24 protein-coding genes are annotated in these 25,028 nt (G+C 56.6%); 9 read left to right on the top strand and 15 right to left on the bottom strand.

The genetic code is table 11. From position 1 onward, the window contains the following. The first annotated feature begins 40 nt into the window (after positions 1-40). The gene (locus IM265_RS11595) at positions 41-1,162 is read left to right on the top strand and encodes a cupin domain-containing protein (protein ID WP_047364295.1); all 1,122 of its coding nucleotides are present in this window, start codon (positions 41-43) and stop codon (positions 1,160-1,162) included. 42 nt (positions 1,163-1,204) lie between these two features. On the opposite strand, the gene pepT is transcribed toward IM265_RS11595, so the two are convergent. Continuing rightward, positions 1,205-2,428 carry a peptidase T gene (gene pepT / locus IM265_RS11590; protein ID WP_192985962.1) on the bottom strand — a complete coding sequence of 408 codons (1,224 nt, stop codon included), beginning with the start codon at positions 2,426-2,428 and terminating at the stop codon, positions 1,205-1,207. A gap of 237 nt (positions 2,429-2,665) precedes the next feature. Between pepT and potA the strand changes: the two genes are divergently transcribed. From potA to potD, 4 genes are read left to right on the top strand one after another with little or no spacing between them, the layout of a single operon-like run. Continuing rightward, positions 2,666-3,814, top strand: a complete 1,149-nt coding sequence (gene potA, locus IM265_RS11585) for a spermidine/putrescine ABC transporter ATP-binding protein PotA (protein ID WP_167401640.1) — start codon at positions 2,666-2,668, stop codon at positions 3,812-3,814. After that, positions 3,798-4,655: a spermidine/putrescine ABC transporter permease PotB gene (potB, locus tag IM265_RS11580; protein ID WP_041910497.1), complete on the top strand. Its 858-nt coding sequence runs from the start codon at positions 3,798-3,800 to the stop codon at positions 4,653-4,655. The genes potA and potB overlap by 17 nt, the downstream gene beginning before the upstream one ends. Then, a complete protein-coding gene (gene potC, locus IM265_RS11575; protein WP_048959704.1) occupies positions 4,652-5,443 on the top strand; it encodes a spermidine/putrescine ABC transporter permease PotC in 792 nt (263 codons plus the stop codon). Before potB ends, potC begins: the two co-directional genes overlap by 4 nt. Next, on the top strand, positions 5,440-6,474 hold the full coding sequence (gene potD / locus IM265_RS11570; protein WP_028012743.1) for a spermidine/putrescine ABC transporter substrate-binding protein PotD: 1,035 nt from the start codon (positions 5,440-5,442) through the stop codon (positions 6,472-6,474). Before potC ends, potD begins: the two co-directional genes overlap by 4 nt. 39 nt (positions 6,475-6,513) lie before the next feature. On the opposite strand, the gene cobB is transcribed toward potD, so the two are convergent. From cobB to lolC, 5 genes are read right to left on the bottom strand one after another with little or no spacing between them, the layout of a single operon-like run. Further along, entirely contained in the window at positions 6,514-7,335 is an 822-nt protein-coding gene (gene cobB / locus IM265_RS11565; RefSeq protein ID WP_193031007.1) for a Sir2 family NAD+-dependent deacetylase, read from the bottom strand. Between the two features lie 14 nt (positions 7,336-7,349). Continuing rightward, positions 7,350-8,261 (bottom strand): N-acetylglucosamine kinase, encoded by a 912-nt coding sequence (gene nagK, locus IM265_RS11560; protein WP_063153838.1) that lies wholly within the window; start codon positions 8,259-8,261, stop codon positions 7,350-7,352. A 54-nt stretch (positions 8,262-8,315) separates the two neighbouring features. After that, positions 8,316-9,560 (bottom strand): lipoprotein-releasing ABC transporter permease subunit LolE, encoded by a 1,245-nt coding sequence (gene lolE, locus IM265_RS11555; protein ID WP_047368298.1) that lies wholly within the window; start codon positions 9,558-9,560, stop codon positions 8,316-8,318. Next, on the bottom strand, positions 9,560-10,261 hold the full coding sequence (gene lolD / locus IM265_RS11550; RefSeq protein WP_008500772.1) for a lipoprotein-releasing ABC transporter ATP-binding protein LolD: 702 nt from the start codon (positions 10,259-10,261) through the stop codon (positions 9,560-9,562). The genes lolE and lolD overlap by 1 nt, the downstream gene beginning before the upstream one ends. Next, a complete protein-coding gene (gene lolC / locus IM265_RS11545) occupies positions 10,254-11,453 on the bottom strand; it encodes a lipoprotein-releasing ABC transporter permease subunit LolC (protein WP_028012739.1) in 1,200 nt (399 codons plus the stop codon). Before lolC ends, lolD begins: the two co-directional genes overlap by 8 nt. Before the next feature lie 256 nt (positions 11,454-11,709). On the opposite strand from lolC, the gene IM265_RS11540 reads away from it, so the two are divergent. From IM265_RS11540 to IM265_RS11530, 3 genes are all read left to right on the top strand, one after another. Continuing rightward, positions 11,710-12,783, top strand: coding sequence for an acyltransferase family protein (locus IM265_RS11540; protein WP_193031005.1), 1,074 nt, complete (start codon positions 11,710-11,712; stop codon positions 12,781-12,783). A 149-nt stretch (positions 12,784-12,932) separates the two neighbouring features. Further along, positions 12,933-16,379, top strand: a complete 3,447-nt coding sequence (mfd, locus tag IM265_RS11535; protein ID WP_193031003.1) for a transcription-repair coupling factor — start codon at positions 12,933-12,935, stop codon at positions 16,377-16,379. 149 nt (positions 16,380-16,528) lie between these two features. Beyond that, the gene (locus tag IM265_RS11530; protein ID WP_048959701.1) at positions 16,529-17,494 is read left to right on the top strand and encodes a L,D-transpeptidase family protein; all 966 of its coding nucleotides are present in this window, start codon (positions 16,529-16,531) and stop codon (positions 17,492-17,494) included. Positions 17,495-17,567: 73 nt separating this feature from the next. On the opposite strand, the gene bhsA is transcribed toward IM265_RS11530, so the two are convergent. Further along, positions 17,568-17,825 carry a multiple stress resistance protein BhsA gene (gene bhsA, locus IM265_RS11525; protein ID WP_023332711.1) on the bottom strand — a complete coding sequence of 86 codons (258 nt, stop codon included), beginning with the start codon at positions 17,823-17,825 and terminating at the stop codon, positions 17,568-17,570. A 244-nt stretch (positions 17,826-18,069) separates the two neighbouring features. Here bhsA and comR point away from each other — a divergent pair, with 244 nt between their 5' ends. Beyond that, positions 18,070-18,705, top strand: a complete 636-nt coding sequence (gene comR / locus IM265_RS11520) for a TetR family copper-responsive transcriptional repressor ComR (protein ID WP_048959700.1) — start codon at positions 18,070-18,072, stop codon at positions 18,703-18,705. 60 nt (positions 18,706-18,765) lie between these two features. Here the strand turns inward: comR and IM265_RS11515 are convergent, their stop codons facing one another. From IM265_RS11515 to hinT, 8 genes are all read right to left on the bottom strand, one after another. Further along, positions 18,766-19,305 (bottom strand): glycine zipper 2TM domain-containing protein, encoded by a 540-nt coding sequence (locus tag IM265_RS11515; RefSeq protein ID WP_028012731.1) that lies wholly within the window; start codon positions 19,303-19,305, stop codon positions 18,766-18,768. A gap of 193 nt (positions 19,306-19,498) precedes the next feature. Next, the gene (locus IM265_RS11510; RefSeq protein ID WP_080327508.1) at positions 19,499-20,803 is read right to left on the bottom strand and encodes an NAD(P)/FAD-dependent oxidoreductase; all 1,305 of its coding nucleotides are present in this window, start codon (positions 20,801-20,803) and stop codon (positions 19,499-19,501) included. A gap of 237 nt (positions 20,804-21,040) precedes the next feature. Then, positions 21,041-21,583 (bottom strand): alpha/beta hydrolase YcfP, encoded by a 543-nt coding sequence (ycfP, locus tag IM265_RS11505; protein ID WP_008500781.1) that lies wholly within the window; start codon positions 21,581-21,583, stop codon positions 21,041-21,043. Positions 21,584-21,617: 34 nt separating this feature from the next. Then, positions 21,618-22,643 (bottom strand): beta-N-acetylhexosaminidase, encoded by a 1,026-nt coding sequence (gene nagZ, locus IM265_RS11500; RefSeq protein WP_045261820.1) that lies wholly within the window; start codon positions 22,641-22,643, stop codon positions 21,618-21,620. A gap of 11 nt (positions 22,644-22,654) precedes the next feature. Beyond that, positions 22,655-23,479 (bottom strand): thiamine kinase, encoded by an 825-nt coding sequence (thiK, locus tag IM265_RS11495; RefSeq protein WP_048959699.1) that lies wholly within the window; start codon positions 23,477-23,479, stop codon positions 22,655-22,657. Further along, entirely contained in the window at positions 23,460-24,104 is a 645-nt protein-coding gene (gene lpoB / locus IM265_RS11490; protein WP_193031022.1) for a penicillin-binding protein activator LpoB, read from the bottom strand. Before lpoB ends, thiK begins: the two co-directional genes overlap by 20 nt. 13 nt (positions 24,105-24,117) lie before the next feature. Continuing rightward, positions 24,118-24,492 (bottom strand): YcfL family protein, encoded by a 375-nt coding sequence (locus tag IM265_RS11485; protein WP_041910507.1) that lies wholly within the window; start codon positions 24,490-24,492, stop codon positions 24,118-24,120. A 1-nt stretch (position 24,493) separates the two neighbouring features. Further along, positions 24,494-24,853 carry a purine nucleoside phosphoramidase gene (hinT, locus tag IM265_RS11480; RefSeq protein WP_006809243.1) on the bottom strand — a complete coding sequence of 120 codons (360 nt, stop codon included), beginning with the start codon at positions 24,851-24,853 and terminating at the stop codon, positions 24,494-24,496. Positions 24,854-25,028: the final 175 nt, after the last annotated feature.

The raw sequence follows: 25,028 nt of genomic DNA, 5'->3' as shown, positions 1-25,028 counted from the left end.
GTTATAATCCGAGTCAGTAAGAGCCTGCGGATAAAAAAATATGGATTATCACTTAACACTTAACTGGCCCGAATTTATTGAACGTTACTGGCAAAAGCGCCCGGTGGTTCTGAAACGCGGGTTCAGCAACTTTGTCGACCCTATCTCACCTGACGAGCTGGCCGGTCTGGCCATGGAAAACGAAGTCGACAGCCGTCTGGTCAGCCACCAGGACGGGAAATGGCAGGTCAGCCACGGTCCTTTCGAAAGCTACGATCATCTCGGCGAAAGCAACTGGTCGCTGCTGGTGCAGGCGGTTAACCACTGGCACGAGCCGACTGCCGCGCTAATGCGCCCGTTCCGCGCCCTGCCCGACTGGCGAATGGACGATCTGATGATCTCCTTCTCCGTACCTGGCGGCGGCGTGGGTCCGCATCTGGACCAGTACGACGTATTTATCATTCAGGGCACGGGCCGTCGCCGCTGGCGCGTGGGCGAAAAAGTGCCGATGAAGCAGCACTGCCCGCACCCGGATCTGCTTCAGGTGGATCCGTTCGAAGGCATTATCGACGAAGAGCTGGAGCCAGGCGATATTCTCTACATTCCGCCAGGATTCCCTCACGAAGGTTACTCCCTGGAGAACTCGCTGAACTACTCTGTCGGGTTCCGTGCGCCAAGCGGCCGCGAAATGATCAGCGGCTTTGCCGACTATGTCCTGCAGCGCGAGCTGGGAAGCTATCGCTACAGCGATCCGGATGTGCCTGCACGCGAGCATCCGGCAGACATCGTGCCAGAAGAGCTGGATAAGCTGCGCGGCATGATGCTGGATCTGATCAACGAGCCGGAACATTTCAGGCAGTGGTTTGGCGAATTTATCAGCCAGTCACGCCACGAGCTGGACGTTGCACCGCCGGAGCCGCCGTATCAGGCAGATGAGATCTATGATGCGCTGCAGCAGGGTGACAAGCTGGTTCGTCTGGGCGGATTACGCGTGCTGCGCATTGGTGAAGAGGTCTTCGTCAACGGTGAAAAGCTCGACTCCCCGCACCGTCCGGCGCTGGAAGCCATTGCCAGCCATATGGTACTGACTGCAGAAACCTTTGGCGACGCGCTGGAAGACCCATCCTTCCTCGCGATGCTGGCCGCGCTGGTCAACAGCGGGTACTGGTTCTTTGAGGACTGAGTTGTGACAATGCCCGGTGGCGCAGCGCCACCGGGCATTTTTTTAGCGTTTAGCGGTTAACTCGGCTATGCGCACAATCACCTTCACCGCCTTTTCCATCCCTTCCAGCGTCACAAATTCATGCTTGCCGTGGTAGTTATAGCCACCGGTAAACAGGTTCGGGCACGGTAGCCCCATAAACGATAGCTGCGAGCCGTCAGTGCCGCCGCGAATCGGTTTTAAGACCGGTTCAATATCGCAGTCTCGCATCGCCTGCTGGGCGATATCCAGAATGTGCGGATGGGCCATCACCTTGTCGCGCATATTGTAATAGCTGTCTTCAATAATCAGCTCAATATAGCAGTCAGGATGCAATCCCTTCCCAACCTTCTTGGCGATCTCCATCATTTTGCGCTTGCGCGCCTCAAAAGCTTTACGGTCAAAATCGCGGATGATGTAGTGCATCTGCGCGCTGTCCACGGTGCCTTTGATGCTGGTGAGGTGATAAAAGCCCTCGTACCCCTCTGTCTGTTCAGGGCTCTCTTCCGTCGGGACTTCCGCATGAATACGCGACGCCAGCGACAGCGCGTTCACCATCACCCCTTTGGCAGACCCTGGGTGAACGTTGTTTCCGACAATTTTTATGGTCACCGACGCCGCGTTGAAGTTTTCATACTCCAGCTCGCCCACGCCACCGCCGTCGACGGTATACGCCCACTGCGCGTTAAAAGCGTCCACGTCGAAGTGCTTCGCGCCCTTACCCACCTCTTCATCTGGGGTAAAAGCAACGCGGATGTCCCCGTGCGGGATGTTTTTACCTTTCAGCACCGCCAGCGCCGTCATGATTTCCGCGATGCCCGCCTTGTCATCCGCCCCCAGCAGCGTTTTGCCGTCGGTGGTGATCAGCGTCTGGCCGAGCAGCTGGTGCAGCACCGGGAACATCACCGGAGAGAGCACTTCGTCGCCAATCCCCAGCGCGATATCACCGCCGCGGTAGTTTTCCACGATCTGCGGGTTCACGTGTTTGCCGCTAAAATCAGGTGAGGTATCGACATGAGAAATAAAGCCAATCGCCGGAATATCACCCGGCACATTCGCCGGCAGCGTTCCCATCACAGTGCCTTTTTCGCTTAACGTGACGTTGACCAGCCCCATGGCCTCAAGCTGCTCTTTAAGCAGGTTTAACAACTTCCACTGGCCTTCGGTGCTTGGCACCTGGCGGACACCCGGCTTAGATTGGGTATCCAGCGAAACATACTGTAAAAAACGCTCAAGTAATTTATCCATGCAGTCACCCTCACTTTTTGTGACAACATTATCAGTAAGCATCAAAACGCAAATATTGCGTCAGGTCACTTTTATCCCGCAAACGAGAACTTTTTACGTTTATATCTTTATGCGTTAATAAATGTAGCTTATGAATCAGTGACAAGGATTGGCGATTACGGGGGATTGCCGTAGAATGTCCGCCCTCATTACGAGTCACCAAGGTGGTTACACACAAACCCCGCTTCAGTCTGCTGCCTGAGGCGTCTATATGGGACAGCGCAAAAATTGAATACACAATCCCGTTCTCGTTCACCGCTGGTGCAACTGGAACGAATTCGTAAAAGCTTTGATGGCAAAGACGTCATTTCCGACCTCAACCTGACCATCAATGATGGTGAGTTTCTTACGCTGCTTGGCCCTTCCGGCTGCGGCAAAACCACCGTACTGCGCCTTATCGCCGGGCTGGAAAGCGTTGATAATGGCCGCATCCATCTTGAGAACCAGGACATAACCCAGGTTCCTGCCGAAGATCGCCACGTCAATACCGTTTTTCAGAGCTACGCCCTGTTCCCGCACATGACCGTGTTTGAGAACGTGGCGTTTGGCCTGCGGATGCAAAAAACCCCGGCTAATGAGATCGAACCGCGCGTCACCGAAGCCCTGCGCATGGTTCAGCTGGAGACGTTTGCCCAGCGAAAGCCCCACCAGCTCTCCGGCGGTCAGCAGCAGCGCGTGGCCATTGCCCGCGCGGTCGTCAATAAACCGCGCCTGCTTCTGCTGGATGAATCCCTCTCCGCGCTGGATTACAAGCTGCGCAAGCAGATGCAGAACGAGCTGAAAGCGCTACAGCGCAAGCTCGGCATCACCTTTGTCTTCGTCACCCACGATCAGGAAGAGGCGCTGACCATGTCAGACCGTATCGTGGTAATGCGTGACGGCAAGATTGAACAGGACGGTACGCCGCGTGAAATTTACGAAGAGCCGAAAAACCTGTTCGTCGCCAGCTTTATTGGCGAGATCAATATCTTCAACGCCACCGTGCTTGAGCGTCTGGATGCACAGCGCGTTCGCGCGAACGTCGAGGGACGCGACTGCATTATCACCGTGAACTTTGCCGTCGAGAAAGGACAAAAACTCAATGTCCTGCTGCGCCCGGAAGATCTCCGCGTTGATGAGATCCACGACACGGCCGACGTCGAAGGTCTGATCGGTTACGTTCGCGAACGTAACTATAAAGGGATGACCCTCGAGTCCGTTGTGGAACTGGAGAACGGCAAAATGGTGATGGTCAGCGAATTCTTTAACGAGGACGATCCTGACTTTGACCACTCTCTTGACCAGAAAATGGTTATCAACTGGGTAGAAAGCTGGGAGGTTGTGCTGGCTGATGAAGAACACAAGTAAGTTCCAGAAGGTGGTCATTGCCACTATCGTCGGTTGGCTTGTGTTATTTGTCTTTTTACCCAACCTGATGATCATCGCCACCAGCTTCCTGACCCGCGACGATGCAAACTTCGTTTCGCTGGTCTTTACGCTGGACAACTACGCGCGCCTGCTCGATCCGCTCTATTTCGACGTGCTGTTGCACTCGCTCAATATGGCGCTGATTGCCACCGTGGCCTGCCTGCTGCTGGGGTACCCTTTCGCATGGTTCCTGGCGGGACTGCCGCAAAAGGTGCGCCCGCTGCTGCTGTTTCTGCTGATTGTGCCGTTCTGGACCAACTCGCTGATTCGCATCTACGGGCTGAAAATCTTCCTCAGCACCAAAGGCTACCTCAACGCGTTTCTGCTGTGGCTGGGCGTGATTGATACGCCAGTGCGCATCATGTTTACCCCAGGTGCGGTAATCATTGGCCTGGTCTATATCCTGCTGCCGTTTATGGTGATGCCGCTCTACTCCAGCATTGAGAAGCTCGATAAACCGCTGCTGGAAGCGGCAAAAGATCTGGGGGCCAGCAAGCTGCAGACCTTTATCCGCATTATCATTCCGCTGACCATGCCCGGCATTATTGCGGGCTGTCTGCTGGTGATGCTCCCGGCGATGGGCCTGTTCTACGTGTCTGACCTGATGGGCGGGGCGAAAAACCTGCTGATTGGGAACGTGATCAAGAGCCAGTTCCTGAACATCCGCGACTGGCCGTTCGGCTCCGCGACCAGCATTACGCTCACGGTGGTGATGGGGCTGATGCTGCTCGTTTACTGGCGCGCTTCTCGCCTGCTCAACAAGAAGGTGGAACTCGAATGATCGGTCGACTGCTTCGCGGCGGTTTTATGACCGCCATTTACGCTTACCTTTATATCCCGATTATCATTTTGATCGTGAACTCGTTTAACAGCTCGCGGTTCGGGATCAACTGGCAGGGGTTTACCACCAACTGGTACAGCCTGCTAATGAACAATGACAGCCTGCTGCAGGCCGCACAGCACTCGCTGACGATGGCGATCGTCTCCGCCACCTTCGCCACGCTGATTGGCTCGCTGACCGCCGTGGCGCTGTATCGCTACCGTTTTCGCGGCAAGCCCTTTGTCAGCGGCATGCTGTTTGTAGTGATGATGTCGCCGGACATCGTGATGGCGATTTCGCTGCTGGTGCTGTTTATGCTGCTGGGCGTACAGCTTGGCTTCTGGTCGCTGCTGTTTTCCCATATCACCTTCTGCCTGCCGTTTGTGGTGGTCACCGTCTACGCGCGTCTGAAAGGGTTCGACGTGCGCATGCTGGAAGCGGCGAAAGATCTGGGTGCCAGCGAGATGATCATCCTGCGCAAAATCATCCTGCCGCTGGCGATGCCTGCCGTCGCCGCCGGATGGCTGCTCAGCTTTACCCTGTCGATGGATGACGTCGTGGTTTCCTCCTTCGTGACCGGGCCGAGCTACGAAATTCTGCCGTTGAAGATCTATTCGATGGTAAAAGTTGGCGTCTCACCGGAGGTGAACGCGCTGGCGACCATACTGCTGCTATTTTCGCTGGTTCTGGTGATCGCCAGCCAGGTTCTTGCTCGTGATAAAACAAAATCTCAGGGGACAATGAAATGAAAAAAATGCTCGCCGCTGCGGCGCTGGTGCTTGGCATGGGTGCCGCGCACGCTGATGACAGCAAAACGCTCTACTTCTACAACTGGACGGAATACGTGCCGCCGGGCCTGTTGGAACAGTTCACAAAGGAGACGGGCATCAAGGTGATCTACTCGACCTACGAGTCGAATGAAACCATGTACGCCAAGCTCAAAACCTACAAGGACGGCGCCTACGATCTGGTGGTTCCTTCCACGTACTTTGTCGACAAAATGCGCAAAGAGGGCATGATCCAGAAGATCGACAAAACGAAGCTAACTAATTTTTCAAACCTCGATCCTGAGATGCTCAACAAGCCTTTCGACCCGAATAACGACTACTCCATTCCGTACATCTGGGGCGCGACGGCGATTGGCGTGAACAGCGAGGCCATCGATCCGAAAACGGTCACCGGCTGGGCGGATCTGTGGAAACCGGAATACAAAGGCAGCCTGCTGTTAACCGATGACGCGCGTGAAGTGTTCCAGATCGCGCTGCGTAAGCTTGGCTATTCCGGTAACACCACCGATCCGAAAGAGATCGACGCGGCTTACAACGAGCTGAAAAAGCTGATGCCTAACGTGGCGGCATTCAACTCTGATAACCCGGCAAACCCGTATATGGAAGGCGAAGTAAACCTGGGGATGGTGTGGAACGGCTCTGCGTATGTTGCCCGTCAGGCCGGGACGCCGCTGGAGGTGGTCTGGCCGAAGGAAGGCGGGATCTTCTGGATGGATAGCCTCGCGATCCCGGCCAACGCGAAGAACGTGGACGGTGCGCTGAAGCTGATTAATTTCCTGCTGCGTCCGGACGTGGCGAAACAGGTAGCCGAGACGATTGGCTACCCGACGCCAAACCTGGCCGCCCGCAAACTGCTGAAGCCTGACGTGGCTAACGATAAGTCACTCTATCCGGATGCCGAAACCATCAGCAAAGGAGAATGGCAGAACGATGTAGGCGACGCGAGCCGCCTTTACGAAGAGTATTATCAGAAGTTAAAAGCAGGTCGTTAATGCAATACATAACGGGCGACGCAACGTCGCCCGTTACTCTTACAGCCCCTTCAGAAGCTTATCTACAAACGCTGGCACCACTTCGCTCGCCAGGCCATATTGCTTCTCTTCAAACTCGCTGCCCACCTGGCTCGGCTCCAGATTGAGCTCCACCGTATGCGCCCCGTGCAGTCGCGCTTCGTGAACAAACCCCGCCGCCGGGTAAACGTGACCTGATGTGCCAATAGCGATAAACACGTCCGCCATCGCCAGCGCGCTGTAGATCTCATCCATCCCCAGCGGCATTTCGCCAAACCAGACCACGTGCGGACGCAGGCGCGACGGGAACTGGCAGCAGTGGCACTTGTCCTCTGGCAGCACGTCCTCTTTCCAGTCCAGCACCTGGCCGCTCCAGGCGCAGCGAACTTTAAGCAGCTCGCCATGCATGTGGATGATGTTCTTGTTACCGGCCCGCTCGTGCAGATTGTCGATATTCTGCGTCACCAGCAGAAAACGATCCCCGAGCGCCTCTTCCAGCTTCGCCAGCGCCAGATGCGCCGCGTTTGGCGCAATCTCAGGCTGCTGAAGCTGCCGACGGCGAGCGTTGTAAAACGCCTGCACGAGTTCCGGATCGCGGGCAAAGCCTTCCGGCGTCGCCACGTCCTCGACGCGGTGCTCTTCCCACAGCCCGTCTGCCGCACGGAAGGTTTGAATTCCTGACTCGGCGGAGATCCCCGCCCCGGTCAGTACCACCACTCTGGGTTTATCCATCGCTTCTGGCATGATTCTGTCTCTGAAAAAGATCCGCTGGCGCAAGCGCTCTCGTAAGCGGCGTTTGTTTTTGCGAAAACGGCTGAGTCGACCCTGGCGACGCGACAGCATAAAGACCTCGTAAACTAATCGGTGAGATGAAGGAATGCGGCTCCGCGCATGCCTCCCGCGTCCCCGTGTCGCGCGCGTTCAATGCGCGGCACGCGGGCGACCGGCAATAAATGTCGGGGCAGACGCCCGGACAACCGTTCCGTTATCGCAGTAAAGTTTGACAGCCCTCCCCCGATCACCAGCAGATCCGGGTCGACGATGGTGAGAATATTTCCCAGGCACACCGCCAGCAGATCCAGATAGCGCTCGACGTGCTCACGCGCCTGCGCATCCCCCTGCTCCCACAGGGTAATGATTTGAGGGGCCTCAAGTTTCTGATGATAGAAGTGTTCGTAAAGCCATGCAAACCCGCGTCCTGAGAGAGAGTTCTCGATACAGCCGTGCTGGCCGCAGCCGCAGCGGGTGAGCGGGAAATCACGCCCTACCACCTCCAGCGCATCCACCGGGAGACGGATATGACCAAACTCCCCGGTGATGTAGCTGCGCCCGGTAATCGGCTTGCCGTTGATGACAATCCCCCCGCCTACGCCGGTACCGAGGATCAGCCCCATCACCAGCGGATAGCGGCGGAATTCATCGTCCCAGGCTTCAGAGAGGGCAAAGCAGTTGGCATCGTTATCTAAACGCACGTCGCGTTCTAGGAGGGCCGAGAGGTCGGCGCGGAGCGGTTTACCGCTGGCGGCAGGCACGTTGGCGGCATACAGCGTGCCATCATCGGTTTCCGGCATCCCCGGAATACCGATGCCGACGCTGCCTTTCACGCCAAATCGTTCATCCGCCTGCGCTACCAGCGCGGCAATGGCGGTTAAAAATTCATCGTAGCTTTCGCGCGGCGTGGGAACGCGGGTTTCCCACTGGAGTTTGAGGTCTTTATCAAACACGCCGAGCGCAATCTTGGTGCCGCCAATATCAAATCCATAATACATAACGCATTCCTCTTTCTGACATAGCGGCCTCAGGACCGCTACACCATGACGTAATTACTGGCCACTTAATACCCTCGCCGGATCAATTCGGCTTGCGCGACGCGCCGGATACCAGCTTGCCAGCAGACTCAGTAAAAGTGCTGTAACCAGCACATAAAAAACGTCCAGCCAGTGCAGTTCAGACGGCAGGAAGTCAATAAAATAGATGTCACCGGACAGGAACTGGTGACCAATAAGCTTTTCAATCCCGTTGATAATCGGCGTCAGCTGCAGAGAAACCACCACGCCAATCACCACGCCGCAAAGGCTGCCGAACAGCCCTGCCAGCAAACCGTACCAGACGAAGATGGCGCGAATAAGACCGTCTTTTGCCCCGAGGGTACGCAACACGGCGATGTCGCCGCTCTTGTCCTTAACCGCCATGACCAGCGTCGAGACGATATTAAAGCACGCCACGCCAATCACCAGCACCATCGCCAGATACATGATCGCACGGATCATCTGGATATCACGGTACATATAGCCGTAAGTGCCGATCCAGCTTTTGATGTAAACATAGTTATTGGTGACGCTGCCGGCATCACGCACCAGTTTGTTGGCGTTAAAGACGTCGTTCACCTTAATGGCAATGCCCGTCACGCTGTCGCCCATGTCGAGATACTGGCGCGCATCTTCCAGCGGAACCATCGCAAAGCTATGGTCAAGCTGGCCGCTCAGTTGGAGAATACCGGTGACGTGCAGGCGCACGCGCTTGGGCTGCTGTAATTTGTGATCGGCACTGGCGTTGGGGATCATGATTGACACCCAGTCGCCCTGCTTCACCTTCAGGGCATCGGCAACGCCTTTACCCATAATGATCTGCTGCTCGCCGGCCTTAAAGTTCGCCCACGCGCCGTTCTGCACATATTTCGGCAGCGCGCTGAGCCGCTCCTCCTGGGCCGGATTCACCCCTTTCACCTGAATGGCGCGCAGGTTTACCCCGCTCTCCACCAGCCCGGTAAAGTTAATGTATGGCGCGGCCGCGGCAATGCCCGGCACTTTTTCCACTTTGGCGAGCGCATCGCTCCAGTTGGCCCACGGCTGGTTAACCGGCTCGATCTCCCCGTGCGGCACCACCGCCAGAATGCGGTTATTCAGCTCGCGCTCAAAGCCGTTCATGGCGCTCAGGCCGACAATCAGCACCGCTACGCCCAGCGCAATACCGATGGTCGAGATAACGGAGATCAGCGACACCATGCCGCCGCGTCGGCGACCGCGGCTAAAACGTAACCCGATGAGTAACGATAACGGTGACGCCATTACTCTGCTCCCATCAGGGTCAGTTCCGCATTCAGATGGCCGTCGCGCATCTCAAGCTGGCGACCCATGCGTTTTGCCAGCTGCAGGTCGTGAGTCACCACCAGAAACGCGGTTCCCTGCGAGGCGTTCAGCTCGCCGAGAAGCTGGAAGATACTGTCCGCATTGCGTGCGTCCAGGTTACCGGTCGGTTCATCCGCCAGCACCAGACGCGGGTTGTTGACCAGCGCGCGGGCAATCGCCACGCGCTGGCGCTCGCCGCCGGACAGCTCCGACGGGCGGTGATTTCCCCGGTGGCCCAGTCCTACCGCTTTCAGCATATCGCTGGCGCGGGCGTTAATTTCTGCCGGTTTCTTTTTACCAATCAGCAGCGGCATCGCCACGTTTTCCAGCGCCGTGAAGTCCGGCAGCAGGTGGTGGAACTGGTAGATAAAGCCCAGCTCGCGGTTACGCAGCTCGGCCTTCGCCGCAGAGGACATTTTGCTCATCGGCTGACCGGAGAAGATCACGTCGCCGTTAGTTGGCGTGTCCAGCCCGCCCAGCAGGTGCAGCAGAGTACTTTTGCCCGAGCCGGAGCTGCCGACAATCGCCATCATCTCGCCCTCGCCCACGCTGAAGCTCACATTGTGCAGCACGTCAGTCTGCACAGTGCCTTCCTGATAGCGTTTGGACAGGTTGTCGCATTGCAACAGGATCTTATTCATAACGTAAAGCCTCAGCGGGTTGAGTGGCGGCAGCGCGCCAGGAAGGATAAAGCGTAGAAAGCAGCGCAATGGCCATCGCGGCCAGCGCAATTCCGACCACCTGCAGCGGCTCGATAGCCACCGGCAGCGCCGCGCCGTCAAGCAGCGCGCCGATGATCGGCATTAAGTTATTAAGCTGGCTGGCAAGTAGCGCGCCGAGCACGGCGCCCAACAGCGCGCCGATAATGCCTGCACTGGCCCCCTGCACCATAAAGACCGCCATGATCTGGCGCGGCGTCAAACCCTGGGTTTGCAGGATGGCGACTTCGCCCTGCTTCTCCATCACCATCAGGCCCAGCGAGGTGATGATGTTAAATGCAGCCACGGCGACGATCAGGCTCAGCAGCAGCCCCATCATGTTTTTTTCCATGCGCACGGCCTGGAACAGCTCGCCTTTACGCTCGCGCCAGTCCTGCCATTTGGTGCCGTCCGGCAGTTTTTGCTGGCTGAGGGTATCGACCTTCAGCGGCTGATCGAGCCACAGGCGCCAGCCGGTGATATTCCCCGCCGGGTAGCGCATCAGGCGTGACGCATCCTGAATGTTCACCAGCATCTGATAGCCGTCAACTTCGCTGTTGGCGGCAAAAGTACCAATCACGTTAAACAGGCGCTGGCTCGGCAGGCGACCCATTGGCGTAAACTGGCTGGCGGACGGCACCATCACGCGCAGCTGATCGCCGCGGTTGACGCCAAGCTGCCCGGCAAGCTGCTCACCCAGAATCACGTTGTATTTTCCGGCTTCCAGATCGGTTTGCTTCACGTTAACCAGGAACGGCGTCAGCGGGTCTTTTTGCGCCGGGTCAATCCCCAGCATTACGCCGACCGCCACGCTGCGGGCGCTTTGCAGCACCACATCGCCAGTGGTTAAGGGCGCAACGCGCGTGACGCCCTGTAACTTCGCCGCGCTTTCCGGCAGCTGTTGCGGGTTAACGGAACCGTTATTCGATGAGAGAACGGCCTGCGGCATCAGCCCCAGGATGTTGTTTTGCAGCTCGCGCTCGAAGCCATTCATGACGGAAAGCACCGTCACCAGAGCCATCACGCCGAGCGTAATGCCAATAGTCGAAAGCCAGGAGACAAAGCGACCGAAGCGGTCCGCGGCGCGCCCACGCATGTAACGTAAGCCTATGAAGAGTGCGACAGGTTGATACATGAAGTCCGTCTGTTTGCTGATAGCAGACCCACGAGTATATAAGCGAATCCGTTAAGGGTAAATGACTGAAACCGTAAGCTTTGGTAATCATTTTTCCGAAAAATTCAGATAAATCAGGGTACTAATGTCTGAAACCGCGCCTCGCAACCTCCACCTTTTCCGAAAAACCTCCTGATACAGACTGTTACCCATTACATCACGGTTTCGTTTAACAACAATTGCTCGTTCGTCTATGGCAATAAGGTAGTTGCGAACAATGAAGCAAAAAGCATTATGGATAAACCAGATAAAAGGGCTGTGCATCTGTCTGGTGGTGATTTACCACTCGGTCATCACCTTTTATCCTCATCTCAGCGGGCTACAGCATCCGCTCTCCGGTCTCCTCGCCAAATGCTGGGTCTATTTTAACCTCTATCTCGCCCCGTTCCGGATGCCGGTTTTCTTCTTTATCTCCGGCTATCTGATCCGTCGTTATATTGATGAGGTAGACTGGCGCACCAGCCTCGACAAGCGGATCTGGAGCATTGTCTGGGTTCTGGCGCTGTGGGGGATCCTGCAATGGCAGGCGCTGATCCACCTGAACGCCTGGCTGGCGCCCGATCGCGAGCTTGCCACCTCGTCGAACGCGGCCTACGCCGATTCCCTGGCAGGATTTGTGCGGGGCATGCTCACCGCCAGCACCAGCCTGTGGTATCTGTATGCTCTGGTGGTCTACTTCACGCTATGTAAACTGCTGAGCCGCTGGAAGCTGCCGGTACTCGGACTGCTTGCGCTGGCGAGCATCGCGATCAACTTCCTGCCGCTGCCGTGGTGGGGAATGAACAGCGTGGTACGCAACATGATCTACTACAGCCTGGGGGCGTGGTATGGCGCCGAGCTGATGGCGTGGATGAAAAGCTTCAACCTGCGCCGCACCTGGCTGGCTACTGGCGCTTTCGCGGCCGTCTCCGTGGTGCTGTGGTTTGCTAACGTTCCTCTCCTGCTTTCTCTGCTGTCGATCGTGTTGATCATGAAGCTGTTCTACAGCCTTGAGCAGCGTTATGCCGTACATCCCAACAACCTGCTGAACGTGATTGGCTCAAACACCATTGCGATCTATACCACCCACCGCATCTTAATTGAGGCCTTCAGCCTGATCCTGATTGGCGAGATGAATGCCGCCCTGTGGCCGGTCTGGGCAGAGCTGTGCTTAATTCTGATCTACCCGATTGCCAGCCTGCTGATCTGTACCCTTGCCGGGCTTGGGGTGCGTAAAATTTCCACCTCGCTGTTCGGGGACCTTTTCTTCTCTCCTCCGTCTACGCGGAGCCTGTCACCTGCCACCCGTTAATGCCCTCTCCGCCCCCGTTTTGGGGGCGTTTAGCCCTGCCGTGCGGTTACAATTTGCTTATGTAAAACGATCGAGGATAATAAAGACATTGCGTATCAGTGATATGCCCCAATACTGTTGGTATATCCATAAGAGACTCTGACATAGCCATGCCTGAACACTATCGTTATTCCTTGCCCGTCAAAGCGGGCGACCAGCGCCAGCTGGGTGAACTCACGGGCGCGGCGTGCGCCACGCTGGTGGCAGAAATCGCTGAGCGGCACCCTGGCCCGGTGGTGCTGGTTGCCCCGGATATGCAAAACGCCCTGCGCCTGCACGATGAAATCCGCCAGTTCACCGATAGCCTGGTGTTCAGCCTGGCCGACTGGGAAACGCTGCCGTATGACAGTTTCTCCCCGCATCAGGAGATCATCTCCTCGCGCCTGTCGACGCTATATCAACTCCCGACCATGCAGCGCGGCGTGCTGATTGTGCCGGTGAATACCCTGATGCAGCGCGTCTGCCCGCATAGCTATCTGCACGGTCACGCGCTGGTGATGAAAAAAGGCCAGCGTCTGTCTCGCGACACCCTGCGAGACCAGCTTGACGGTGCCGGATATCGCCATGTCGATCAGGTCATGGAGCACGGGGAATATGCCACCCGCGGCGCGCTGCTCGACCTTTACCCGATGGGCAGCGACCAGCCGTATCGTCTGGATTTCTTTGATGATGAAATCGACAGCCTGCGCGTGTTCGATGCCGACACCCAGCGCACGCTGGAAGAGGTGGAATCCATCAATTTACTGCCTGCCCACGAGTTCCCGACGGACAAAACCGCCATCGAGCTGTTCCGCAGCCAGTGGCGCGACAGATTCGACGTAAAGCGCGATGCAGAACATATCTATCAGCAGGTCAGCAAAGGTACGCTCCCGGCCGGAATCGAATACTGGCAGCCGCTTTTCTTCAGCGAGCCGCTGCCCGCCCTGTTCAGCTACTTCCCGGCGAATACGCTGATTGTGAACACCGGCGATATCGACGCCAGCGCCAGCCGCTTTGAAAGCGAAACCCGCGCACGCTTCGAAAACCGGGGCGTTGACCCGATGCGTCCGCTCCTGCCGCCGGAAGCGCTGTGGCTGCGCACCGACGAACTCAACGCCGAGCTGAAGCGCTGGCCGCGCATGCAGCTGAAAACCGATTCGCTTGCCGATAAGGCCGCCAACACCAACCTCGCCTTCCGCACGCTGCCGGAGCTGGCCGTTCAGGCTCAGCAGAAATCGCCGCTGGATAATCTGCGCAAGTTCCTGGAGTCCTTTACTGGCCCGGTGGTGTTCTCCGTTGAGAGTGAAGGCCGCCGCGAAGCTTTGGGTGAGCTGCTGGGACGCATTAAGGTGGCGCCGAAGCGCATTCTTCGCCTGAGCGAAGCAACCGGAAACGGTCGTTACCTGATGATTGGCGCCGCCGAGCACGGGTTCATTGACACGCTCAACAACCTGGCGCTGATTTGCGAAAGCGACCTGCTGGGCGATCGCGTCGCGCGCCGCCGTCAGGACAGCCGTCGGACCATCAACCCGGACACGCTGATCCGCAACCTGGCCGAGCTGCATCCAGGCCAGCCGATTGTTCACCTGGAGCACGGCGTTGGCCGCTATCAGGGGATGACCACGCTGGAAGCGGGCGGTATCAAAGGTGAATACCTGATGCTGACCTACGCCAACGACGCCAAACTCTATGTACCTGTCTCGTCGCTGCACCTGATCAGCCGCTATGCGGGCGGCGCGGAGGAAAATGCGCCGCTGCACAAGCTGGGCGGCGACGCCTGGGCGCGTGCACGCCAGAAAGCGGCGGAAAAAGTGCGCGACGTGGCGGCCGAACTGCTGGATATCTACGCCCAGCGCGCGGCCAAAGAGGGCTTCGCCTTTAAGCACGACAAAGAACAGTACCAGCTGTTCTGCGACAGCTTCCCGTTTGAAACTACGCCGGATCAGGCTCAGGCTATTAACGCCGTGCTGAGCGACATGTGCCAGCCGCTGGCAATGGACCGCTTAGTCTGCGGCGACGTCGGCTTCGGTAAAACCGAAGTGGCGATGCGCGCCGCCTTCCTTGCGGTTGAAAACAACAAGCAGGTGGCAGTGCTGGTGCCGACCACCCTGCTCGCCCAGCAGCACTTCGACAACTTCCGCGACCGCTTCGCCAACTGGCCGGTACGCATCGAGATGCTGTCGCGTTTTCGCAGCACCAAAGAGCAGACGCAGATCCTGGAGCAGGCAAGCGAAGGCAAGATCGATATTCTGATCGGTACCCACAAGCTGCTGCAAAGCGATGTGAAGTGGAAAGATCTGGGGCTGCTGATCGTCGACGAAGAGCACCGCTTCGGGGTGCGTCATAAAGAGCGCATCAAAGCGATGCGCGCGGACGTCGACATCCTGACCCTGACCGCCACGCCGATCCCGCGAACCCTGAACATGGCGATGAGCGGCATGCGCGATCTGTCGATTATCGCCACGCCGCCGGCGCGTCGTCTGGCGGTAAAAACCTTTGTCCGCGAGTACGACAATCTGGTGGTGCGTGAGGCCATTCTGCGTGAAGTGCTGCGCGGGGGTCAGGTCTATTACCTGTATAACGATGTCGAAAATATCCAGAAAGCCGCCGACAGGCTGGCGGAACTGGTACCGGAAGCGCGTATTGCCATCGGTCACGGACAGATGCGCGAACGCGAGCTGGAGCGGGTGATGAACGACTTCCACCACCAGCGTTTTAACGTGCTGGTGTGTACCACCATCATCGAAACCGGGATCGACATTCCAACGGCGAACACAATTATCATCGAACGCGCGGATCACTTCGGCCTGGCCCAGCTTCACCAGCTGCGCGGCCGCGTCGGGCGTTCGCACCATCAGGCCTACGCCTGGCTGCTGACGCCGCATCCGAAAGCGATGACCACCGACGCGCAAAAGCGCCTGGAAGCCATCGCCTCGCTGGAAGACCTCGGCGCAGGCTTCGCGCTGGCCACGCACGATCTGGAGATCCGCGGTGCGGGTGAACTGCTGGGTGAGGACCAGAGCGGCTCCATGGAGACCATCGGCTTCTCGCTCTATATGGAGCTGCTGGAAAACGCGGTGGACGCTCTGAAGGCCGGGCGCGAGCCGTCTCTGGAAGATTTGACCAGCCAGCAAACCGAGGTCGAGCTGCGAATGCCTTCCCTGCTGCCAGATGATTTCATTCCGGACGTGAATACCCGACTGTCGTTCTACAAGCGCATCGCCAGCGCGAAGACGGAAAACGAGCTGGAAGAAATTAAGGTTGAGCTGATCGACCGCTTCGGCCTGCTGCCAGATGCTGCGCGTAACCTGCTGGATATCGCGCGCCTGCGCCAGCAGGCGCAGAAGCTGGGCATTCGCAAGCTTGAGGGCAACGAAAAAGGCGGCGTCATTGAATTTGCCGAGAAGAACCACGTCAACCCGATGTGGCTGATCGGCCTGCTGCAAAAACAGCCGCAGCACTTCCGTCTTGATGGCCCGACGCGACTGAAATTTACCCAGGAGCTGACGGAGCGCAAAACGCGCATGGACTGGGTGCGTAGCTTTATGCGTCAGCTGGAAGAGAACGCTGTCGCGTAACTCGCCCTTCCCCCCGTTAGCGCAGTGATGGCGGGGGGACAATTTACAAACTCTTTGCACTTCACCCGATCTTCCCGACACACCCATTCGCCATAATTATCTTAACCCCTTATAAAACAATAACCTTATCATTTATATGGATTATGGTGATGATGACCTCTTCGCGTTTTACCCGCTGGATAACCCTGTTTGCGCTGGCAGCCACCGTCGCAGTTGCGCTTCCTGCGCGGGCAAACACCTGGCCCCTTCCCCCGCCCGGCAGCAAGGTGGTGGGTGAAAACCGCTTTCATGTGGTTGAAAACAATGGTGGCTCACTGGAAGCGATAGCCAAAAAATATAACGTCGGTTTTCTGGCCCTGCTGCAGGCGAACCCCGGCGTCGATCCGTACGTCCCGCGCGCGGGCAGCGTACTGACCATTCCGTTACAGACTATCCTGCCGGATGCCCCGCGGGAGGGGATCGTGATCAATCTGGCGGAGTTGCGTTTGTACTATTACCCGCCGGGTAAAAATGAGGTTACCGTCTACCCTATCGGTATTGGTCAACTGGGCGGCGATACGCTGACGCCGACGATGGTCACCACCGTCTCGGATAAACGCGCCAACCCAACCTGGACGCCGACGGCCAACATTCGCGCCCGCTATAAGGCCCAGGGCATCGATCTTCCTGCCGTGGTTCCGGCAGGCCCGGATAACCCGATGGGTCATCACGCGATCCGCCTTGCCGCATACGGCGGCGTGTACCTGCTGCACGGTACAAACGCGGATTTTGGCATCGGCATGCGCGTCAGCTCCGGCTGCATTCGTCTGCGCGATGACGATATCAAAACGCTGTTTAACGTCGTTACGCCGGGAACGAAGGTGAATATTATCAATACGCCGATTAAGGTCTCTGAAGAGCCAGGCGGCGTGCGGCTGGTTGAGATTCACCAGCCGCTATCAAAAAATATCGGCGATGATCCCCAGACGTTACCCATTAACCTGAATGCCGCGATGGTGAGCTTCAAAACGAATGCGAATACCGATAGCCTGGTGATGGAGCGCGCGATGGAAGCGCGGTCAGGCATGCCGACCGATGTCACCCGGCATCACGATGTCGTCCAGCAGTCCATGTAAGACGGAAAGTAAAACGCCCTGCTAAGCAGGGCGTTTTTTATTGCAGTGGCATAAATGAGGGTTTATGCCCGGCTTATTTGTAGATGACAGCGGTGCCGTGCAGGGTGTTAGGACCGGTCACAGAGGTGATGCGGTAAGATTTTGCACCCATTGCTTCCGCTTTTTGTGCTAGCTGATCTTCCAGAGAGCCCAGGTTAGTCCCGGCAGACGCAGAAATCGTCCCGACTTTATGCTGATCGGCTGGAGTGGATTGTACCTGTACAGCAGCAAAGCTTGCGAAAGAGAGTGAACTCAGTACAGCAGCAGCGATGAGGGTTTTTACGTTTTTCATAATGTTTACCTTTGGCAGATGAATTTTTTGGTCGTTATCTATTTAGTTAACGATCGATAGGTAAATAATAAATGTGATCCAGCTCACGCGTCAACATATTTTTATAACGAGTATTAATTAATTTTTAAACTTCTTATTTTTCATACATATATGATTAATTTATTTTTAAGCATTCTGCACTGGTGGTGGGTTGCGTTTATTTTTATAATGGTTATTCAACAAACCAACAGAGGACCAACGGCAAATGACAACCGACGTCACGAGTTGTGTGAAGAAAAGCCGTGGCCGACCAAAAGTGTTTGACAGGGATGCAGCGCTTGATAAGGCCATGACTCTCTTCTGGCAACATGGGTATGAAGCGACCTCGCTTTCCGATCTGGTAGAAGCCACCGGAGCTAAAGCGCCGACGCTTTATGCTGAATTTACCAATAAAGAGGGGCTGTTCAGGGCGGTGCTGGACAGGTACATTTCGCGCTTTGCGGCGAAACACGAAGCCCAGCTATTTTGTGAAGAGAAAAGCGTTGAACAGGCGCTACGGGATTACTTCACCGCCGTTGCCACCTGCTTCACCAGTAAAGATACGCCCGCGGGCTGCTTTATGATTAACACCTCTGCCACCCTGGCGGCAGCATCAAAAGAGATCGCCAATACGGTGAAATCGCGTCATGCGATGCAGGAGGAGACGCTCAGCGCATTTCTGGCTCAGCGCCAGCAGCGCGGTGAAATTCCCGCGCACTGCCAGCCTCAGATGCTGGCGCAATACCTGAGCTGTATTTTACAGGGAATGTCGATCAGCGCCCGTGAAGGGGCGACGCTGGAAAAACTGCAGAACATTTCCGACACCACGCTGCGCCTGTGGCCTGAACTGCTCAAAATCTGACGCAAAAAAAAAGCTCCTCAGCCTGAGCGCTTGAGGAGCTAAGTTCAGAGAACATCTTTTTTACGCTTTGTTATTCAGTACCAGCTGGCCGTTTCCATCCAGTGGAATTTGGGTGCCCGGGTCTTTATCCATGCGGATTTTGCCCTGCTGATCGCCAATTTTGTAGGTCACGTCATAGCCCAGCATTTTTTCCGACTTGTCATAGACGGTTTTACAGCGCTGCTGGGTCGTGGTGTAAGTATCGTTATCCTGCATTGCGCCCTGCACCTGGTTACCGGCATAGCCGCCACCCAGCGCGCCGACCACGGTCGCGACATCTTTACCCCGGCCACCGCCAAACTGGTGACCAATCACCCCACCCGCTACCGCACCCAGAACAGAGCCGGCAATACGGTTTTCATCCTGTACCGGACGACGGTGGGTTACGGAGACGTTACGGCACTCCTGACGTGGGGTTTTTACGGTTTCTTTAATAGGCGTTGCAGAAACCACCTGCGCATACTGCGGGCCGCGATCTAAAACGTTGAGACTGGCAACAGCAGCCACACCTAACGCAGCTGCGACGCCGATCCCTATACCCGCCAACATTGATTTATTCACGGGACTTCCTCCTTTGTTGCTATTGGTAACAATTCTGCTATGGAGGCGCGGCTTCGCCAATAAGACAAAGGATCAAAAAGTGGACATCGGGGAGAGATATATCGCGTTTAGGAGAACTCTTAGGCACCTAATCCACGACGAGCAGCATGATATGCTAAAAAATCCCTCCGGATGGCCCGGAGGGAGTGAAAGATTAGTGCAGCTTCAGACGTGGACGAATGACGCGGTTGATTCTGCCCACCAGCATCATCAGGCCCGTTTTAAAGTAGCCGTGCAGCGCGATCTGGTGCATACGGTACAGGGAGATATACACGAAGCGTGCAATGCGCCCTTCCACCATCATCGAGCCACGCATCAGGTTACCCATCAGGCTACCGACGGTAGAGAAGTTTGACAGCGATACCAGCGAACCGTGGTCTTTATAGACATACGCCTTCATTGGCTTGCCTTTGTACTGCGCCAGGATGTTGTGCAGCACCAGGCTTGCCATCTGGTGCGCGGCCTGAGCGCGCGGCGGCACGAAGCCCCCTTCAGGACGCGCGCAGGAAGCACAGTCACCAATAGCGAAGATTTCAGGGTCGCGCGTGGTTTGCAGCGTCGGCTCGGTGACCAGCTGGTTAATGCGGTTGGTTTCCAGGCCGCCGATATCTTTCATAAAGTCAGGCGCTTTGATACCGGCCGCCCAGACCATCAGATCCGCTTTGATATACTCGCCGTCTTTGGTGTGCAGGCCGCCTTCGTCGGCGCTGGTCACCATGGTCTGCGTCAGCACCCGCACGCCCAGCTTGGTGAGTTCATTGTGCGCCGCACCGGAAATACGCGGAGGCAGCGCAGGCAGAATGCGTTCACCGGCTTCAACCAGCGTGACGTTCAGCGCATCGTTCGTTAACCCTTTGTAACCGTAGCTGTGCAGCTGTTTAACCGCATTGTGTAGCTCTGCGGACAGCTCAACGCCTGTCGCGCCGCCGCCGACAATGGCAATGTTAACCTTGCCATTCGCACCCAGATTGCTGGTGTACTTCAGGAACAGGTTCAGCATTTCCTGATGGAAACGACGCGCCTGGTGCGGGTTATCGAGGAAGATACAGTGCTCTTTAACGCCCGGCGTGTTGAAGTCGTTGGAGGTACTGCCGAGCGCCATCACCAGCGTGTCATACGCCAGCTTGCGCTCGGGGACCAGCAGCTCGCCTTTTTCATCACGCAGCTCGGCCAGGGTAATGGTTTTGCTCTCACGGTTGATGTCAACCACCGAGCCCAGCTGGAACTGGAAATGATGGTTGCGCGCGTGCGCCAGATAGCTCAGCGCGTCCACGCCCTCATCCAGTGAGCCGGTCGCCACTTCGTGCAGCAGCGGTTTCCACAGGTGGCTGTGGTTACGATCCACCAGCGTGATTTTGGCTTTTTTACCGCGCCCCAGCTTCTTGCCCAACTGTGTGGCCAGCTCCAGCCCGCCAGCACCACCGCCTACAATCACTATCTTTTTCAATGGCGTAGTCAACGTGACCCCCTCAAATTATTAACCAATTGTTAATTAAAAGTTATGAAAATAACCCTTAATTAACAACAGGTTACAGCACTGAAACCATTCAGGTGCATTGAGAATAACACGTCAGGCGCATTGGTCATACCAAAATTGATATGCATCAAGTTTTGATGGCTTAAAAGTAGACAATTCTGGACAAAAAGAAACCCGGTGCGCATTCGCGACCGGGTTTCTGAAGTGGCAGGCTGTGGTTTAGCCCAGCGTTTTAAAGGCTTTGATGCGCTGGAGGTGCGGGGAGATGTTCTTGAACTTGTGGGTCTGCTCTTCGTCCCAGACGATCTCGTAATAGTGATGCAGCAGCTCTGCGGCCCGATGGCTGTTCAGTGCTTCATCATTACGCGAGAGGATCACCAGACAGCGATCGCGGTTTTTCTCACGGAAGTTGCTCACGCACTTGGTCGCAATATCGACATACTCTTCCGGGCGGTCAATTTTGCCTTCCATGTTCTCATTCGGGAAAAGATTAGGATTGAAGACCACCTGGCGGATGTCGCACAGGAAGCCAATCCGCTCCGCCCAGTAGCCGCCCAGCCCCACGCCGCAAATCAACGGGCGATCGTCGACGTTAAGCTGCAGCATCTTGTCCACCTCTTTGAGCAGATGCTGCATATCATGCTTCGGATGGCGCGTACTGTAGCTAATCAGCCGTACATCGGGATCGATAAACTGCAGCTGTAGCACCTTCTCATGATTACCAGGACTGTTTGAGTCAAAACCGTGTAAATAGATGATCATTGTCTTCTCACCACGCTACGCCTTCCGGGAGGGTTTACAGGCTGGCTTTATGTGCCTGCCAGCGCTCATTCAGGTCTTCAAGCCGGGCGTTGACCGACTTCCAGCGCGCCGAATCCATCAGCTCCTGACGGCTAAATGAACCTTTATGATACAAATGCGTAACACGCTCTGCATTGATCGGTGACAGGTTATCCAACACGCTAACGGCACCTTTACGATTATTGCAGACCAGGATCATATCGCAACCTGCATCCAGCGAGGCCTGACCGCGCTCAGCATAGCTGCCCATGATTGCCGCCCCTTCCATCGACAGATCGTCGGAGAAAATGACGCCGTTGAAACCCAGCTCCTGGCGCAGAACGGTTTTCAGCCAGTGCGGGGAGCCGCTGGCAGGACGCGGATCGACATCGCTGTAAATCACGTGCGCGGGCATAATGGCGTCCAGCTTGTTATCGGTGATAAGCGAGCGGAACACCGACATATCTTTGGCGCGAATTTCCGCTTCCGGACGCGGGTCGCGCGGGGTCTCTTTGTGGGAATCCGCCGTCACCGCCCCGTGGCCCGGGAAGTGTTTCCCGGTAGTTTTCATTCCCGCCTCGTGCATCCCGTCGATAAACCGGGTCGCCATTGCCAGCGCAATACGCGGATCTTCATGGTAGGAGCGCTCGCCAATCGCGGCGCTGATATGGCCCACATCCAGCACCGGGGCAAAGCTGATGTCGATATCCATGGCAATCATTTCGCTGGCCATCAGCCAGCCGGCTTCCTGCGCCAGTTTCCCACCTTCTTCCGTGCCGAGCAGCGCGGCGAAAGACTGGGCTGCCGGCAGGCGGGTAAAACCGTCGCGAAAACGCTGCACGCGGCCGCCTTCCTGATCGACGGCCACCACCAGATGATTGCGCGACGCGGCGCGGATCTGGCGCACCAGTTCACGCAGTTGCGCCGGATCGTGATAGTTGCGGGTAAACAGGATCAGGCCGCCCACCAGCGGATGCGCCAGAATTTCACGCTCCTCCGCATCCAGCTCAAACCCTTCTACATCTAACATGACTGGACCCACACTCACCTCTCTTATCCTTTCGTTTGTAACTGGCGCCAGGCATCGTCTGCCAGCGCAATAAATTGTTTATCTCTGGACTGCTGCAAACGCATCTCAAACCAGCCCGCCATCAGCATGATGACCCAGGGCCGCCAGCGTCTCACCTGGTGTGCCAGCGCATCGGCGTTAAAGTGCGCAACGCTGGCATAGTCTCTGATGAGTTTCTGCCGCGCGGCTTCACTTTCCGTCCAGACCGCGGCCAGCTCCAGCGCCACATCGCCGTCTCCGGCATATTCCCAGTCGATAAGCCTGGCGCCCTGTGGCGTATGCACGATGTTCCCGGCGTGCACATCCATATGTAACGGCGAGAGCCGAATCGGTTGCGGCTCGCCCGCTTTACGCAGCCGTTTGAGATGCGCAAGCCACACTGGGGTACGTCTTGCTGGAGAGGCTTGTTGCCAGTAGTTTTCCAGCAGTGGAAGTAAGGCGATTCGCCACCCCAGACGCTGTTGCTGGTGCAGATGATACAGCATCGCCGCAAGCGCTGGGGTGTCCGGCAGCGCGCTTTTCACCTCCCCCTCCAGATAGTCGACGGCCATCCAGCCCTTGCTGAAAAATCGGGGTTCAGGCACGAGATCCGACGGAAGGCGTTTGAGGGCGCGAAACTGACGGCGAAACTGGAAAGCCGGGGCGAAGGGATCGTGGTTCTGCCGCAAGACCAGACGGTGCGCGCCCCGCGCTATAATGCAACTCGCGCCGCTAAGCCCGGAGTGGGCCTGCGGCGCGATAAGGCGGTACTGTGGAAAATAACGCGTCAGAATCTCTTCACGCGTGGTGTCATTGTTGCGTAACCGCACCTTTACCTGACCAGATAATTTCGCCTGTCTGAACCAGCATCAGCTGCATCTGCAGGGCTGGGGTATTCACGTTACCGGTCACATTAGAGTACAGCACATACTGGGCGCCAACGTTGCGGGCAATGCCAATCGCCTTGCTGCGGGTGCCGAGGCTATCCTGCGGCGACAGGCCCAGCTGCTGTTTGGCTAACGCGAGCTGCTGAGCAGAGACCAGCGTAAACTTACCGTTGTTTGCCAGTGCATTGCGCAGCGTTTCTGTCGCTTCGCCCGCGTTCAGCGAACCGTTGGTACGGTTGTTCACGCTATCCACCAGCAGCACGCTGCCTGCCGTCACGCCCTGAGCCTGCAGCATTTTACCGACCATCGGCTGCATCGCACCGTTCCAGTCGTAATGGCGCACGCGCGGCGCAGGTTGTGACGTCTGGTCCTGATGTTCAATCGGGCCAGGCTGTGACGGAATAGACGGTACAGACGGCACGGTTGGCTGGGTCTGCGTTGGCGGTGTCGGCTGCTCGGTACCCGGCTTTGCCTCTTCCACAGGTGCTGGCTGTTCTGTACGGGTCACACACCCTGCGAGGAACAGCGCGAATGCGGTCACGAGCGCATAACGGCTCATATTTTTAATCAAGGTTCACCCCTTAGAGATAAAGATAAAGTCTCACCTTATGCGCACCCAGATAGCTGGCGCTGTCATAGAGCGTTACCGACGACCTTGCCGGAAGAGTGACGCTGCGCGGCGCCTCCAGCGGGTGCATCTCAAGACCTCTTACGTCATACCAGAAAAAACGGTAGTGGACCGTCACCGGTTCATTTCTTTCGTTATAGAGCGTAGAGGAGGCAGAAGATTTAATTTCACTGATGGTCAGTGCGGGCTGTTGCGCCGTGATGCCCGCAGCCAGCACGGAGGATTCCATCACCAGCGTCTGTTCATCGCTGACGGGGATCGCCGGACGCGTGCTGCACCCCACAACCATCATCGTCATTACCAGCGCTGCAATACGCCCTTTAAACATGTTACAGACCTTTGTGAGCCAGCATCGGTCCCAGCGGACGTCCACCCAGCAGATGCATGTGAATATGATAAACTTCCTGGCCGCCATGACGATTACAGTTCATGATCAGACGATAACCGTCTTCCGCTATGCCTTCCTGCTCGGCAATTTTCGCCGCCACCGTCAGCATACGACCTAACGCCACTTCGTGCTCGGTTTTTACGTCGTTTACGGTCGGAATCAGAATATTAGGAATGATAAGGATGTGTGTCGGTGCCTGAGGGGAAATGTCCCGGAAAGCCGTTACCAGTTCATCCTGATAGACGATATCCGACGGGATTTCGCGGCGAATAATTTTACTGAAAATCGTTTCTTCAGCCATGACCTTTTCCTTTTTTGTTAGGTGCGTCCGCTGTTAACACACTCTCTGGAGGACTGTGTGACACAATTCAAGAGTATGAGCGAGTTTCTCCTGTCCTTTCAACCTTCTCCCCCGAATTCTTTGCTGAATATTTATCAGCTGACTGAAGAGTGACCGCTCGCGTGCCATAACGGGC

This window comes from Enterobacter cloacae complex sp. P17RS, from assembly GCF_014895885.1.
GTDB classification, from domain to species: domain Bacteria; phylum Pseudomonadota; class Gammaproteobacteria; order Enterobacterales; family Enterobacteriaceae; genus Enterobacter; species Enterobacter bugandensis.
The sequence above is the reverse complement of the archived record's forward strand: the minus strand, read 5'-3'. Positions and strand labels throughout refer to the sequence as shown.

Coding starts and splice junctions, on each gene's coding strand:
- IM265_RS11595 (WP_047364295.1), top strand. CDS start 41: ATGGATTATCACTTAACACTTAACTGGCCCGAATTTATTGAACGTTAC.
- pepT (WP_192985962.1), bottom strand. CDS start 2,428: ATGGATAAATTACTTGAGCGTTTTTTACAGTATGTTTCGCTGGATACC.
- potB (WP_041910497.1), top strand. CDS start 3,798: ATGAAGAACACAAGTAAGTTCCAGAAGGTGGTCATTGCCACTATCGTC.
- potC (WP_048959704.1), top strand. CDS start 4,652: ATGATCGGTCGACTGCTTCGCGGCGGTTTTATGACCGCCATTTACGCT.
- potD (WP_028012743.1), top strand. CDS start 5,440: ATGAAAAAAATGCTCGCCGCTGCGGCGCTGGTGCTTGGCATGGGTGCC.
- cobB (WP_193031007.1), bottom strand. CDS start 7,335: ATGCTGTCGCGTCGCCAGGGTCGACTCAGCCGTTTTCGCAAAAACAAA.
- nagK (WP_063153838.1), bottom strand. CDS start 8,261: ATGTATTATGGATTTGATATTGGCGGCACCAAGATTGCGCTCGGCGTG.
- lolE (WP_047368298.1), bottom strand. CDS start 9,560: ATGGCGTCACCGTTATCGTTACTCATCGGGTTACGTTTTAGCCGCGGT.
- lolD (WP_008500772.1), bottom strand. CDS start 10,261: ATGAATAAGATCCTGTTGCAATGCGACAACCTGTCCAAACGCTATCAG.
- lolC (WP_028012739.1), bottom strand. CDS start 11,453: ATGTATCAACCTGTCGCACTCTTCATAGGCTTACGTTACATGCGTGGG.
- IM265_RS11540 (WP_193031005.1), top strand. CDS start 11,710: ATGAAGCAAAAAGCATTATGGATAAACCAGATAAAAGGGCTGTGCATC.
- mfd (WP_193031003.1), top strand. CDS start 12,933: ATGCCTGAACACTATCGTTATTCCTTGCCCGTCAAAGCGGGCGACCAG.
- IM265_RS11530 (WP_048959701.1), top strand. CDS start 16,529: ATGATGACCTCTTCGCGTTTTACCCGCTGGATAACCCTGTTTGCGCTG.
- bhsA (WP_023332711.1), bottom strand. CDS start 17,825: ATGAAAAACGTAAAAACCCTCATCGCTGCTGCTGTACTGAGTTCACTC.
- comR (WP_048959700.1), top strand. CDS start 18,070: ATGACAACCGACGTCACGAGTTGTGTGAAGAAAAGCCGTGGCCGACCA.
- ycfP (WP_008500781.1), bottom strand. CDS start 21,583: ATGATCATCTATTTACACGGTTTTGACTCAAACAGTCCTGGTAATCAT.
- IM265_RS11485 (WP_041910507.1), bottom strand. CDS start 24,492: ATGTTTAAAGGGCGTATTGCAGCGCTGGTAATGACGATGATGGTTGTG.
- hinT (WP_006809243.1), bottom strand. CDS start 24,853: ATGGCTGAAGAAACGATTTTCAGTAAAATTATTCGCCGCGAAATCCCG.